Below are 13,342 nucleotides of genomic sequence, written 5' to 3'. Positions count from 1 at the left end.
TAAGGTGGTGCAGTGCAGCAATTGACACTTCGGGTCAGGCGTGGTTGTAGCTTGACGACACGGCATTCATCCAACGGCGCGACTGGGTAGTCGTTTTTCGCCAGGACGAACCGGTTTCGCCAGGACGAACACAGGCACAAAAAAGGCGCCGCCCGAGGGCGGCGCCTGCTGAAGACTCGCGAGCGCTATTCGTCCTCGTCTTCCAGAAAGCCGAGGCTTCCGGCGTTGACCAGGTGCGTCAGCATCGCCGCCGCCCCGTCGAGTTCGAGCACGTCCGCGTATATCGGCGCGCTGTCGGCGATGCGCCGGGCGAGCGTCGGGTCGCAGGGCAGCCCATCCCCGTCCACGAACAACGTGGTCGCGCCTTGTTCGGTGCGCCAGGCCACCCGCGAGCCCGGCGTGTGGAACAGCGGCTCGCCGGCGTGTAGTTGCGCGACAAGGTCCTCTTCGCTCATCGGCTCTTCGAGCGGGATGACCTGGTCCATATACTTTGGTTGGGTCATCACCCGGCCGAACCACTGGGCGAGCTCCTTGGGCTGATCCAGCGTCGAGAGGATGAAGTGGCGCATCCGCTCGAGGGCGGCGTCATCGAGCTCGCCGATCGCCTCGGCCGGCGCCATGCCGGCGTCGCCGTAGCGCGTGGAGCCCGGCAACTGCTCGCCCAGGTAATCGGCGAAGGAGGTAATTGCCTCGTCCGCCGAAGGCGCACGAAAGCCGATCGAGTAGGTCATGCAGTCGTCGGTCTGGCTCACGCCGTGGTGCGCCCAGCCCGGCGGTAGATAGAGCATGTCGCCGGGAGCCAGGGTCCAGTCGGAGTCCGGCTCGATCTCGAAGGTCGCGAGAATTTTCAGGTCGATGCCCTGCAGGATCGGCGCGTCGTCCGCCTGCTTGCCGCCGAGCTGCCAGCGGCGATGCCCGCGCCCCTGGAGCAGGAAGACGTCGTACTGGTCGACGTGAGGACCCACGCTTCCGCCGGGCGGGGCGTAGCTCACCATGATGTCGTCGAGCCGCCAGTTGGGCAGGAAGCTGAACGACTTCATCAGCGCGGCGACGTCGGGGACATAGTGATCCACCGCCTGTACCAGCAGGCTCCAGTGACCTTGGGGCAGACGCTCGAAGGTAGCGTCGTCGAAGGGCCCGTGGGAGACCTGCCACGGGCCATTGGGGCCATTCTCCTCGACCAGCCGCGCCTCGACACCGGGCTCGCAGGCAAGCCCGGCCAGCTCGTCCGGGTCCAGGGGGCTGACAAAGTCCGGGATCGCGCCACGGATCAGCAGTGGCTTCTGCTGCCAGTAGCTTTTCAGAAACTCCTCGGGCGTCAGATCGCCCAGCAGGGTCAGCGGCTCGTTGCGGTGGCTCATGGCGATATCCTCGGTGAACGGGTGGTCGAGCGGTGCGCCTTACAGCGCATCCAGGCGCTCGGGCAGCGCTTCGGCCTGGGCGCGGGCATTGCCGATGTAGCTTGCCGGCGACAGCGCCTTGAGTTCCTGCTTGACAGCGTCGGGCAGTTCGAGCGTGTCGATGAAGGCGGCGAAGCCTGCCTGATCAATACGCTTGCCGCGGGTCAGCTCCTTGAGCTTCTCGTAGGGCTTCTCGATCGCGTAGCGGCGCATGACGGTCTGGATCGGCTCGGCGAGCACTTCCCAGCTGTTGTCGAGGTCTTCTTCGAGCCGCGCCGGGTTGGCCTCGAGCTTGCCGATGCCTTTCAGGCTCGCATGGTAGCCGATCAGCGCGTAGGCCAGGCCCACGCCGAGATTTCTGAGTACCGTGGAGTCGGTCAGGTCGCGCTGCCAGCGCGAGATCGGAAGCTTCTGGGCCAGGTGACTCAGCACCGCGTTGGCAAGACCCAGGTTGCCTTCGGAGTTTTCGAAGTCGATCGGGTTGACCTTGTGCGGCATGGTGGAGGAACCGATTTCGCCCTCAACGGTGCGCTGCTTGAAGTAACCCAGCGAAATGTAGCCCCAGACGTCGCGGTCGAAGTCGATCAGGATGGTGTTGAAGCGCGCGAGCGCATCGAACAGTTCGGCAATGTAGTCGTGGGGCTCGATCTGGGTGGTATAGGGGTTGAAGCGCAGGCCCAGCTCCTCGACGAAGGTACGCGCGTTGGCCTCCCAGTCGATTTCCGGGTAGGTCGCCAGGTGCGCGTTGTAGTTGCCCACCGCGCCGTTGATCTTGCCCAGCACCTGGACGCTCTCGATCTGCTTGAGCTGGCGCTTCAGGCGGTACGCCACGTTGGCCATCTCCTTGCCGAGCGTGGTCGGGCTTGCGGTCTGGCCGTGGGTACGCGAGAGCATCGGCTGGCCGGCGTGGGCCACGGCGAGCTTGGCGATCTCGTCTGCCACTTGGTGCAGCGTCGGCAGCATGGCGTTGAGGCCGTCGATCAGCATCACCCCGTAGGAGAGGTTGTTGATGTCCTCGCTGGTGCAGGCGAAATGGATGAACTCGGTGACCGCGTGCAGCTCTGCCTGGCCTTCGATCTTCTCCTTGAGGAAGTACTCCACCGCCTTGACATCGTGGTTGGTGGTGCGCTCGATCTCCTTGATGCGCTCGGCGTCGTCGACCGAGAACTCGCTGATCAGCGTTTCCAGGAAGGCGTTGGCCTCACCGGAGAGCGGGCTGACTTCCGCGATACCGTCGTGGGCCGCCAGGCGCTGCAGCCAGCGTACCTCGACGATGACGCGGGCGCGGATGAGGCCGAATTCGCTGAAGTGCTCGCGCAGCACGGCGGCCTTGGCGGCGTAGCGGCCGTCGACGGGGGAGAGGGCGGTCAGAGCGGAGAGTTGCATGGCAAGATTTCCAAAAATGATCGAGAAGGGTCGATGGGTCGGTTGCGGGTCTAGCCCAGATCGTCGAGGGCGCGGCGAAGCGCCTTGCGCTGGAACACCAGCTTCCAGCGCCGCCCGCCCTGCTGGTGCCACAGCAAAGCGAAGCGGATGCCGCTCATCAGGCACGCCCGCACCCGCTCGGGCATCATGCGGGTCTGCAGGAGCGACGGGTCGCCCTGGACCACGATGCGGGTCTTGAAGGTGGAGAGAGTTTCCTGGTAGGTCTCGCCGAGGCTCGCGATGACGTTTTCGTGCACGGGCCCGAAGTGCTCCGCCTGGTGCTGCACGTGAGCGAGCTTCTCGCCGAGTGCGTCCATCATGGCGGTGTCGCTGCGCAGCTTGTTCATCAGCATCAGAAGCGAGAAGCCGTAGCGCAGCACCACAGGATTGGCCTGCTTGCGCCCGCACAGCGCTTCCAGGGTGTCGAGGCCGCGGCGCAGGTTGTTGGGATGGCCGCCGTAGATCGCCTCGAAGCTCGCCGGGTTGGTGTCGATCGTGGCGTTGATCAACGTCTCCCAGGCGCGTGGGTCGACCTGACCGGTGCGCGCCAGCTCGTCGACCAGGCTCGCCGCCTGAAAGACCCCGGCCAGCGCCAGCGCCTGGCGCGCAGCCGGGGCGTCCGGGGCGCGATGGATCGGCGTGGTCGTCATGCCGCCGCCTCGGCAGCGTTCCAGGCGGCGCGGATCACCCCGCCGCCCAGGCACACATCACCGTCGTAGAGCACCAGCGACTGGCCCGGCGTGACCGCCCACTGCGGGTCGTCGAAGCGAACCTCCACGCCGCCATCAGCAAGCGTGGTCACGTAGCACGGGCAGTCGCTCTGGCGATAGCGGGTCTTAGCCGTGAAGCGGCCCTCGGCGACCGGCGCCTCGCCCGCCACCCAGTCCATCGCCTCGGTCGCCAGCGTGTCGGTATAGAGGTGCGCGTCATTCTTGCCCTGGACGACGATCAGCACGTTGCGCTCGAGGTCCTTGCCGGCCACATACCAGGGCTCCTCGGAGTAGTTGGCCAGGCCGCCGATCCCTAAGCCCTGGCGCTGGCCCAGGGTGTAGTACATCAAGCCGCCGTGCTCGCCGATGACGTCGCCCTCGAGGGTCTCGATCCGGCCCGGCTGGGCGGGCAGGTATTGTTGCAGGAAGTCCTTGAAGCGGCGCTCGCCGATGAAGCAGATGCCGGTGGAATCCTTCTTCTTCGCCGTGACCAGGTCATGCTCCTCGGCGAGGGCACGCACCGCAGGCTTTTCGAGTTCGCCCACGGGGAAGAGCGTCTTGGCGATTGCCGCCTCCGGCACCGCGTGCAGGAAGTAGCTCTGGTCCTTGTTGGCATCCAGGCCTTTCAACAGTCGCGGGCGGCCATCGCGCTCGCCGCGGCGCACGTAGTGGCCGGTGGCGATCAGCTCGGCGCCGAGCATTCTGGCGTAGTCGAGGAACACCTTGAACTTGATTTCCCGGTTGCACAGGATGTCCGGGTTCGGGGTGCGTCCGGCCTTGTACTCCTCGAGGAAGTGCTCGAAGACGTTGTCCCAGTACTCGGCGGCGAAGTTGGCGGTATGCAGCTTGATGCCGAGCTTCTCGCACACGGCCTGAGCGTCGGCCAGATCCTCCTTGGCGGTGCAGTACTCGGTGCCGTCGTCCTCGTCCCAGTTCTTCATGAACAGCCCCTCGACCTCGAAACCCTGCTGCAGAAGCAGCAGGGCCGAGACGGAGGAGTCGACACCGCCGGACATGCCGACGATGACCTTGCCGCTGGCAGGTGCCTCGGCGGCCGGTGTGCTGTGAGTGGATGTCATCGCCATCCTCTTAAAATGAGTGACTATCTAACAAGTGACTATCAACAAGTACTATCGATTGGCGGCGATTATACACGATGCGGCCCCGGCGCTTCGAGTGTTCACTCCCGCACCACCGCCAGCGGGTAGTGGCGCCCGGCCAGGGCATCCTCGATGCGGGTGACGACCAGGGAGCTTCGCAAGCGGCCCTCGGCTTGGAGCGCGCGAATCTCTTCAAGGCTCAGCCAGTGGGTGGCGTGGATGTCCGGGTCCAGAGGCGTGGCCAGAAAGGTGTCCGCCGTGGCCAGAAAGCCGTGGCTGTGAAAGGTCTTGCCCGGGGTGTGGAACACGTAGAGCCCCAGGTAGCGTGTCAGGCGTACCTGCCAGGCGGTCTCCTCGCGCGTTTCGCGCAGCGCGCCAGCAAGGGGGCCCTCGCCGGGCTCGACATGCCCAGCCGGCTGGTTGAAGAGGGTTCGCGCGCCGCCGCGATCCTCCTCGACCATCAGGTAGCGGCCGCCCTGCTCGATCACGCAGGCGACGGTGACGTGGAGAGCGCTCATGACGGGAAGCGCCGGCGCGGCTTGGCGCCCGGTCGCTTGGCCGGGGGTTTCGGGGCGTGCAGGATCTGGCGGCGCCACTGGCCCGGGGCCAGGTCGTCCAGGCGCCAGGCGCCGATGGCGGCGCGCACCAGGCGCAGGGTGGGAAAGCCGACGTGGGCGGTCATGCGGCGTACCTGGCGGTTGCGGCCCTCGGTGATGGTCAGCTCCAGCCAGCTGGTCACCGGATGGCGCTTCGATTCGATGGGCGGAGTGCGTTCTGCGAGGTCTGGCGTCTGGATGCGCCGCGCCTTGGCGGGAAGCGTAAGGCCATCCTTGAGCGTGACGCCCGCGCGCAGGGCCGCCAGGGCGGTGGCGTCGATCTCGCCTTCGACCTGGGCCCAGTAGGTCTTGGGCTGCTTGTGGCGCGGGTGGGCGATGCGGTGGATTAGCGCGCCGTCGTCACTCAAGAGCAGCAGGCCTTCCGAATCGTAGTCGAGCCGGCCGGCGGCGTAGACCCCAGGCACGTCGATGACGTCGGCGAGGGTGGCACGGCCCTCGCGGTCGGTGAACTGGGACAGCATCCGGTAGGGCTTGTGCAGGAGATAGAGCGTGCTCATCGGGCTCTCGTATGGCCGGGTGAATTTGTCGACAATCGCATAAAGGAGTAAAGTGCTGGGTCTGACAGAAACCGATAACAAGCGTCGGCGTCGGTCGCGCCGATAGCGACGGCCACCACCGGCGTGGCAGCGAACGTCGACCCTGGCGCGGCACCGCGCTTCATGCCAGGCCCATTGATGGCCGCCGAAAATTTTAGTCATAGCGACAGAAAACGAGGTTAACGCAAAATGTCCGAAACGCCGAAGATCATTTACACGCTCACCGACGAAGCGCCTGCGCTTGCGACCTACTCGCTGCTCCCCATCATCGATGCGTTCACCGACTCCGCCGGCGTCGAGGTCGAGACACGCGACATTTCGCTTGCCGCGCGCGTGCTGGCGCAGTTCCCGGACCGCTTGAGCAGCGAGCAGCGGGTGAGCGACGATCTCGCCGAACTTGGCCAGCTTGCCACCACCCTGGAAGCCAACATCATCAAGCTGCCCAACATCAGCGCCTCCGGTCCACAGCTCAAGGCCACCATCAAGGAGCTGCAAGGCCAGGGCTACGACCTGCCGGACTATCCGGACGAGCCGAAAAACGACGAAGAAAAGGCGATCAAGGCGGCCTACGACAAGGCCAAGGGCAGCGCGGTGAACCCGGTGCTGCGCGAAGGCAACTCGGACCGCCGTGCGCCGAAGTCGGTCAAGAACTACGCCCGCAAGTACCCGCACCGCATGGGCGAGTGGAGCCAGGACTCCAACTCCCATGTGGCCCACATGTCCGAGGGTGACTTCTACGGCAGCGAGCAGTCCGCGATCATCGAATCCGCCGGCAAGCTCAAGATCGAGCTCAAGCAAAAGGACGGCACCACCTCCGTGCTGAAGGAGGGCCTGGCGGTCCAGCAGGGCGAAGTCGTCGATGCCGCCGCCATGAGCAGCGCCAAGCTGCGCGCCTTCATCGGTCGCGAGATCGAGGACGCCAAGCAGCGCGGCGTACTCTTCTCGCTGCACCTGAAGGCCACCATGATGAAGGTCTCCGACCCGATCATGTTCGGCATCGTGGTCGAGGAGTTCTACAAGGACGTGCTCGACAAGCACTCGGGCGCTCTGGCGGATGCCGGCTTCAACCCGGCCTCGGGCCTGGGCGATCTCTACAGCTCGATCGAGACGCTCTCCGCCGAGCAGCGTGACGCCATCAAGGCCGACATCGACGCGCTGTATAAAGAGCGCCCGTCGATGGCGATGGTCAACTCCCACAAGGGCATCACCAACCTGCACGTGCCGTCGGACGTGATCATCGACGCCTCCATGCCGGCGATGATCCGCGACTCCGGCAAGATGTGGAACGCAAACGACGAGCTTCAGGACGCCAAGGCGGTGATCCCGGATCGCTGCTACGCCACGATCTACCAGAGCGTGATCGAGGACTGCAAGCAGCACGGCGCCTTCGATCCGACCACCATGGGCTCGGTGCCCAACGTCGGCCTGATGGCCCAAAAAGCCGAAGAGTACGGCTCCCACGACAAGACCTTCCACATCTCCACAGACGGCACCGTGGTGGTGAGCGATGAAAGCGGCAAGACGCTGTTCAGTCACGATGTGGCCGCCGGCGATATCTGGCGCATGTGCCAGACCAAGGATGCGCCGATCAAGGATTGGGTCAAGCTCGCCGTCAACCGCGCCCGCGAAAGCGCCACCCCGGCGATCTTCTGGCTCGACGCCAACCGCGCCCATGATGCCAAGCTGATCGATAAGGTCGAAACCTACCTTGCTGATCACGACACCCAAGGACTCGACATTCGCATCCTGGCACCGGTCGATGCGATGCAGGTGTCGCTCGAGCGCATCCGCCGCGGCGAGGACACCATCTCGGTCACCGGCAACGTGCTGCGTGACTACCTGACCGACCTGTTCCCGATCATGGAGCTGGGTACCAGCGCCAAGATGCTCTCGATCGTGCCGCTGATGAACGGCGGTGGCCTGTTCGAGACCGGCGCCGGCGGCTCCGCGCCCAAGCACGTGCAGCAGTTCCTCGAAGAGAACCACCTGCGCTGGGATTCGCTCGGTGAGTTCCTGGCTCTGGCGGCATCGCTCGAGCACCTGGGCAGCACCTTCGGCAACCAGCGTGCCAGCGTGCTGGCCCGCGCCCTGGACGAGGCCAACGGCAAGTTCCTCGACAGCAACAAGTCGCCGTCACGCAAGGTGGGCGAGCTCGACAACCGCGGCAGCCACTTTTACCTGGCGATGTACTGGGCCGAGGCGCTGGCCGCCCAAGACCAGGACGCCGAGCTCAAGACGCTGTTCACTCGCCTGGCGAACACCCTGAAGGAGAAGGAGTCCGTCATCATCGAGGAGCTCAACGGTGCCCAGGGCAAGGCTGTGGACATTCAGGGCTACTTCCACCCCGATGCCAAGCTCGCAAGTCAGGCCATGCGCCCGAGCAAGACCCTCAACGAGGCGCTCGCCATGGTGGCCAAGGGCTGAATCCTGCCCGCCTGAAACGGCCGCATCGACCCTCGTCCGCCTGGCGGGCGGGGGTTTTTTGTCTTTCTCAGTATGATAATTTTGCGTTTTCCATGAACCCTTGCTGAACGCGCGCGTCTTATCACAGACATGTTTGTCACAGACATGCTTGCACGCGCCGCCGGTCAGCGCAGAGACGATAAAGCTCTATGTCCAACTTCGAAAGCCCGAGCGTACGTCGCCCGGTATTGAACATGGCTCGCCCTGATTTGCCCGAGTACGACGACGACCTTGACGTCCAGACGGCAGAACCCGAGCTTGCCAGGCCACCGCTCTACAAGGTGGTGCTGCACAACGACGACTACACCCCGATGGAGTTCGTCATCGAGGTGCTGCAAGGCTTTTTCAACATGAACAACGAAAAGGCCGTCGAGATCATGCTGGCCGTGCATACCCAGGGAAAGGGCACCTGTGGCATCTTCACCCGCGATATCGCCGAAACGAAGAGCCATCAGGTAAACGAGTATGCCCGCGAATGCGAGCATCCTTTGATGAGCGATATCGAAGCCGCCGATTAGCCTTTCGACCCGGCGCTGCCGGTGAATTTCGAGCGGTTGCCGCTTGACATGACGCGTTGAAAAAAAGTAGTGGCGGGCCTTGCAAGCGGGGCATTTGTACCCGATGTTGAAGATACCGGTCGGTCGAACTGATCCGACGCAAGTCCTAGGTGGCGAACCACCCTAGGTAGTAGCGAAAAGGGGACTGCCATGCTGAGCAAAGAACTTGAACTGACCCTGAACACGGCCTTTACCGTGGCTCGCTCGAAGCGCCACGAGTTCATGACCGTGGAGCACCTGCTCCTGGCACTGCTGGACAACGCCTCGGCCATCGACGTGTTGAAGGCGTGCGGCGCCAACCTCGACAAGCTGCGCTCCGATTTGCAGGATTTCATCAATTCCACCACCCCTCTGATTCCCGAAGGGCAGAGCGAGCGCGAGACGCAGCCCACCCTCGGTTTCCAGCGCGTGCTCCAGCGCGCGGTGTTTCACGTACAGTCATCCGGCAAGAGCGAAGTCAACGGCGCCAATGTACTGGTTGCTATCTTCTCCGAGCAGGAGAGCCAGGCCGTCTATTTCCTGAAACAGCAGAACGTGGCCCGGGTCGATGCGGTCAACTATATCGCCCACGGCATTTCCAAGGTGTCCGGCCATGGTTCGACCAATTCTTCCTCCCAGCAGGAAGGCGAGGATGTGGAAGAGACGAGTGCCGAGGGCGGCGCGCATCCGCTGACCGGCTACGCCACCAACCTCAACGAGCAAGCGCGTCTTGGCAAGATCGATCCGCTGATAGGGCGCGATCACGAGCTCGAGCGCGTGGTGCAGATTCTTGCCCGGCGGCGCAAGAACAACCCGCTGCTGGTGGGCGAGGCCGGCGTGGGCAAGACCGCCATTGCCGAGGGCCTGGCCAAGCGTATCGTCGAGGAGGACGTGCCCGAGGTCATCTCCGACGCGGTGGTCTACTCGCTGGACATGGGCGCACTGCTCGCCGGTACCAAGTACCGCGGCGACTTCGAGAAGCGCCTGAAGAGCCTTCTCGGCGAGCTCAAGAAGCAGCCCAACGCGATTCTATTCATTGACGAGATCCACACCGTGATCGGTGCTGGAGCGGCCTCCGGCGGCGTCATGGACGCCTCGAACCTCTTGAAGCCGTTACTCTCCTCCGGTGAGCTGCGTTGCATCGGTTCGACCACGTTCCAGGAGTTTCGTGGCATCTTCGAGAAGGATCGCGCGCTCGCCCGTCGTTTCCAGAAGGTCGATGTGCCAGCGCCCTCGGTCGAGGACACCATCAAGATCCTCAAGGGGCTGCGCTCGCGCTTCGAGGAGCATCACGAACTCAAGTACACCGATGCGGCGCTCGAGAGCGCGGCGCGCCTGGCTGATCGTTACATCAACGACCGCCACCTGCCGGACAAGGCGATCGACGTGATCGACGAGGCCGGTGCTCACCAGCGCATGCTGCCCTCCGAGATGCGCGTTGATACCATCGATGTCGACCAGGTCGAAGCCGTGGTGGCGTCCATCGCACGGATTCCGCCAAAGAGCGTGTCGAGCTCGGATCGCAAGCTGCTTGAAAAGCTCGACCGCGATCTCAAGATGCTGGTGTTCGGTCAGGACGAGGCGATCGACTCGCTCTCTGCCGCCATCAAGCTCTCCCGCGCCGGCCTCAAGGCGCCGGACAAGCCGGTAGGCAGCTTCCTGTTTGCCGGCCCCACCGGGGTGGGCAAGACCGAGGTCGCCAAGCAGCTCGCCCACATCATGGGCATCGATCTGGTGCGCTTCGACATGTCCGAGTACATGGAGCGCCACACGGTGTCACGTCTGATCGGCGCGCCGCCCGGGTACGTGGGGTACGATCAGGGCGGGCTTCTGACCGAGGCGGTCAACAAGCAGCCGCACTGCGTGCTGCTGCTCGACGAGATCGAGAAGGCGCATCCGGAAGTCTTCAACCTGCTCTTGCAGGTCATGGATCACGGCCGCCTGACCGACAACAACGGCCGCGAGGCGGACTTCCGCCACGTGATCCTGATCATGACCTCGAACGCCGGGGCCGAACAGGCGTCGCGCCGCTCGATCGGTTTCCAGAGCCAGGATCATTCGACGGATGCAATGGAAGTGATTCGCCGTACCTTCTCGCCGGAGTTCCGCAACCGGCTTGACGGTATCATCCAGTTCCATTCGCTGCCGATGTCGGTGGTGCGCAATGTCGTCGACAAGTTCCTGATTGAACTCCAGGCTCAGCTCGACGAGAAGCGCGTCCAGCTCGACGTGGACGATACTGCGCGCGACTGGCTGGCGGAGAAGGGCTACGATCCGGATATGGGGGCGCGCCCGATGGCCCGCCTGATCCAGGAGAAGCTGAAGAAGCCGCTGGCCGAAATGATCCTGTTCGGCGAGCTGGCCGAGCACGGCGGTATCGTGCACGTGAGTCTCGAGGAGGGCGAGCTTTCGCTATCCACCGAGTCTGAAATGGCGGATGCGCCGTGAGGCGTTGAGCCAGCATGTGTACAGCGCCCTGTCACTGACGGGGCGTTGTCGTTTTAAGGCGCCGTATAAAGAGTCGCTCGCAGGAAGGAGCCCGCGAGAGGGGAGGGCGATCAGCGCGAACGGTAGACGATGCGTCCCTTGGAGAGATCGTAGGGCGTCAATTCCACCTTGACCTTGTCGCCGGTCAGGATGCGAATGTAGTTCTTGCGCATCTTGCCGGAGATGTGGGCCGTCACGACGTGGCCGTTCTCGAGTTCGACACGAAACATGGTGTTGGGAAGGGTGTCGACGATGACGCCTTCCATTTCAATATGGTCTTCACGTGCCATATAGGCAAATCCTCACTTAGCGAACGTCATTGATTAACCAACTAACAGAGTAGTTAGCCTCCCCTAGTTTACAAGGGGCGACCAAACAGCGCCATATTGTGCCGCAAGCCTGGCGTCAAGGCAAAAAAGCGCGCCGATCTAGCGAATCAAGCGTCGCCAGTGACGTCCGTCCAGCACCTCCAGCGGCGAGAACGCCTGCTTGTAGCGCATCTTCCGACACGCCTCGATCCAGTAGCCCAGGTACAGGTGCGAAAGTCCTCGCTCGCGGCAGAGTTCGACGAGCCTGAGGATGGCAAACGTGCCCAGCGAGCGCCGCTCGAGGGCGTCGTCGACATCGAAGAAGGTATAGATCGCCGAGAGTCCATGCTCCAGCTCGTCGAAGGCGCTGACGCCGACCAGCCGGTCGCCGAGATAGAACTCGAGCAGCTTGGCGTAGGGCTCGTCGAGGGTCAGAAAGGTACGGTACTGCTCCTGGCTCGGCGGGTACATGTCGCCGTCGCTGTGGCGCGCGCGAATGTAGTTCGCGTAGAGGGCGTAGTGCGCCGATTTAAGGCGTGCCGGCACGACTTGCGTGGTAACATCGGCGTTGCGCCGTGCGATCTTGCGCTGGGTGCGCCCGGGGCTGAACTCCGCCACGGGAATGCGCACCGACTGGCACGCCTGGCAGCCGTCGCAGTGCGGTCGATAGAGGTGGCGTCCGCTGCGTCGAAAGCCCAGCAGCGACAGCGCCTCGTAGACACCACTGGCCGGCGCCTCCTTCGGATCCAGGAACAGCGTGGTCGCTTCCTGTTCCTGCAGGTAGCTGCAGCGGTGGGGTACGGTAAGGAAAAAACGTAGATCCCGTACCGGACGGCGGGGGGCGCTGCTGCTCACGATCCACCTCCTTGAATGTAGGCTAGCGGCTATAGGCGTCGGGAATGGCGTCGAGCCAGGGCGATGCAGGCACGTCGGGGACCGTCGCGCCGTGCTTGGTCGGCGCGAACGCTTTTTCCGGCAGCCATTGATCAAGATAGCCGATGAACGTCTCGCGGGCGATGGGGGCAGCCCCCAGGCGCTCCAGGTGGGAGGTATGCATCTGGCAATCGATCAGGCGGCCGCCGTTGTCCGACATGGCGCGGGCCAGGTGCGCCAGCGCGATCTTCGAGGCGTCCGGGGCGCTCGAGAACATCGACTCGCCGAAAAAGACCGGCCCCATGGCAAGGCCGTAGAGCCCACCCACCAGGTGGTCGCCGTGACGAACCTCGATGCTGTGGGCGATGCCGAGTGCGTGCAGCGCCTGGTAGGCGGCGCGCATCTCGGGATTGATCCAGGTGCCCGGTTCGCCTTGGCGCGGCGCGGCGCAGGCGTGAATGATCCGATCGAAGTCTTGATTCAGCGTCACGTGAAAGCCACCATTGCGTAGCCGCTTCGCCAGGCTGCGGCGCAGGCGGAACTCGGCAGGGGCCAGCACCATGCGCGGATTCGGGCTCCACCAGAGAATCGGGTCGTCGTCGCTGTACCAGGGGAAGATACCCTGTCGGTAGGCGTGGACCAGCCAGGTCGGCGACAGCTCGCCGCCGGCGGCCAGCAGCCCGTTGGGCGTATCGAGCGCCATGGCCGTGTTCGGGAAGGCGGGAATGGGCGATGCAAGCCAGGGTAGCATCGAGGCGGCTCCTCTTGTTGGGCGCTGATGGAACGGGGCTTTACGAGCAACATGACAAGAGCACGGCTCTTGACGACAGGCGCTGTGACGGCGCAAGGATGGTCGGTATGATGCAAACTCGCAAGTGGATGAACGA

Annotated in this window: 12 protein-coding genes; 3 read left to right on the top strand and 9 right to left on the bottom strand. The window is 64.0% G+C overall.

Annotation, left to right across the window (positions count from 1 at the left end):
• Positions 1-185 precede the first annotated feature (185 nt).
• The 6 genes from GEV37_RS00630 to GEV37_RS00605 all read right to left on the bottom strand — a co-directional run bounded on the left by GEV37_RS00630 (position 186) and on the right by GEV37_RS00605 (position 5,749).
• Entirely contained in the window at positions 186-1,361 is a 1,176-nt protein-coding gene (locus GEV37_RS00630) for a cupin domain-containing protein (protein ID WP_227388237.1), read from the bottom strand.
• A 39-nt stretch (positions 1,362-1,400) separates the two neighbouring features.
• Complete coding sequence (purB, locus tag GEV37_RS00625; RefSeq protein WP_227388236.1) at positions 1,401-2,786, bottom strand: adenylosuccinate lyase; 1,386 nt, start codon at positions 2,784-2,786, stop codon at positions 1,401-1,403.
• A gap of 50 nt (positions 2,787-2,836) precedes the next feature.
• On the bottom strand, positions 2,837-3,475 hold the full coding sequence (gene hflD, locus GEV37_RS00620) for a high frequency lysogenization protein HflD (RefSeq protein ID WP_227388235.1): 639 nt from the start codon (positions 3,473-3,475) through the stop codon (positions 2,837-2,839).
• Entirely contained in the window at positions 3,472-4,614 is a 1,143-nt protein-coding gene (gene mnmA / locus GEV37_RS00615) for a tRNA 2-thiouridine(34) synthase MnmA (RefSeq protein WP_227388234.1), read from the bottom strand. The genes hflD and mnmA overlap by 4 nt, the downstream gene beginning before the upstream one ends.
• 101 nt (positions 4,615-4,715) lie before the next feature.
• Positions 4,716-5,153: an NUDIX hydrolase gene (locus tag GEV37_RS00610; RefSeq protein WP_227388233.1), complete on the bottom strand. Its 438-nt coding sequence runs from the start codon at positions 5,151-5,153 to the stop codon at positions 4,716-4,718.
• Positions 5,150-5,749, bottom strand: a complete 600-nt coding sequence (locus tag GEV37_RS00605; protein WP_227388232.1) for a pseudouridine synthase — start codon at positions 5,747-5,749, stop codon at positions 5,150-5,152. Before GEV37_RS00605 ends, GEV37_RS00610 begins: the two co-directional genes overlap by 4 nt.
• Positions 5,750-5,977: 228 nt before the next feature.
• On the opposite strand from GEV37_RS00605, the gene GEV37_RS00600 reads away from it, so the two are divergent.
• The 3 genes from GEV37_RS00600 (at position 5,978) to clpA (ending at position 11,235) form a co-directional block, all read left to right on the top strand.
• Positions 5,978-8,212 carry an NADP-dependent isocitrate dehydrogenase gene (locus tag GEV37_RS00600; protein ID WP_227388231.1) on the top strand — a complete coding sequence of 745 codons (2,235 nt, stop codon included), beginning with the start codon at positions 5,978-5,980 and terminating at the stop codon, positions 8,210-8,212.
• 188 nt (positions 8,213-8,400) lie between these two features.
• The gene (clpS, locus tag GEV37_RS00595; protein WP_386110860.1) at positions 8,401-8,769 is read left to right on the top strand and encodes an ATP-dependent Clp protease adapter ClpS; all 369 of its coding nucleotides are present in this window, start codon (positions 8,401-8,403) and stop codon (positions 8,767-8,769) included.
• Between the two features lie 189 nt (positions 8,770-8,958).
• Positions 8,959-11,235 (top strand): ATP-dependent Clp protease ATP-binding subunit ClpA, encoded by a 2,277-nt coding sequence (gene clpA / locus GEV37_RS00590; RefSeq protein WP_227388230.1) that lies wholly within the window; start codon positions 8,959-8,961, stop codon positions 11,233-11,235.
• 110 nt (positions 11,236-11,345) lie between these two features.
• Here clpA and infA read toward each other — a convergent pair whose 3' ends face one another.
• The 3 genes from infA to aat form a co-directional block, all read right to left on the bottom strand.
• Entirely contained in the window at positions 11,346-11,564 is a 219-nt protein-coding gene (infA, locus tag GEV37_RS00585; protein ID WP_007111068.1) for a translation initiation factor IF-1, read from the bottom strand.
• A gap of 138 nt (positions 11,565-11,702) precedes the next feature.
• Positions 11,703-12,437: an arginyltransferase gene (locus GEV37_RS00580; RefSeq protein ID WP_227388229.1), complete on the bottom strand. Its 735-nt coding sequence runs from the start codon at positions 12,435-12,437 to the stop codon at positions 11,703-11,705.
• A gap of 22 nt (positions 12,438-12,459) precedes the next feature.
• Complete coding sequence (aat, locus tag GEV37_RS00575; protein WP_227388228.1) at positions 12,460-13,206, bottom strand: leucyl/phenylalanyl-tRNA--protein transferase; 747 nt, start codon at positions 13,204-13,206, stop codon at positions 12,460-12,462.
• Positions 13,207-13,342: the final 136 nt, after the last annotated feature.

Origin of the sequence: Vreelandella malpeensis, assembly GCF_020622355.1 — a bacterium.
In the GTDB taxonomy this organism is placed as follows: domain Bacteria; phylum Pseudomonadota; class Gammaproteobacteria; order Pseudomonadales; family Halomonadaceae; genus Vreelandella; species Vreelandella malpeensis.
This window is presented reverse-complemented; position numbering and strand designations above follow the sequence as displayed.

Coding starts and splice junctions, on each gene's coding strand:
- hflD (WP_227388235.1), bottom strand. CDS start 3,475: ATGACGACCACGCCGATCCATCGCGCCCCGGACGCCCCGGCTGCGCGC.
- mnmA (WP_227388234.1), bottom strand. CDS start 4,614: ATGACATCCACTCACAGCACACCGGCCGCCGAGGCACCTGCCAGCGGC.
- GEV37_RS00630 (WP_227388237.1), bottom strand. CDS start 1,361: ATGAGCCACCGCAACGAGCCGCTGACCCTGCTGGGCGATCTGACGCCC.
- GEV37_RS00600 (WP_227388231.1), top strand. CDS start 5,978: ATGTCCGAAACGCCGAAGATCATTTACACGCTCACCGACGAAGCGCCT.
- GEV37_RS00605 (WP_227388232.1), bottom strand. CDS start 5,749: ATGAGCACGCTCTATCTCCTGCACAAGCCCTACCGGATGCTGTCCCAG.
- purB (WP_227388236.1), bottom strand. CDS start 2,786: ATGCAACTCTCCGCTCTGACCGCCCTCTCCCCCGTCGACGGCCGCTAC.
- GEV37_RS00610 (WP_227388233.1), bottom strand. CDS start 5,153: ATGAGCGCTCTCCACGTCACCGTCGCCTGCGTGATCGAGCAGGGCGGC.
- clpA (WP_227388230.1), top strand. CDS start 8,959: ATGCTGAGCAAAGAACTTGAACTGACCCTGAACACGGCCTTTACCGTG.
- infA (WP_007111068.1), bottom strand. CDS start 11,564: ATGGCACGTGAAGACCATATTGAAATGGAAGGCGTCATCGTCGACACC.
- clpS (WP_386110860.1), top strand. CDS start 8,401: ATGTCCAACTTCGAAAGCCCGAGCGTACGTCGCCCGGTATTGAACATG.
- aat (WP_227388228.1), bottom strand. CDS start 13,206: ATGCTACCCTGGCTTGCATCGCCCATTCCCGCCTTCCCGAACACGGCC.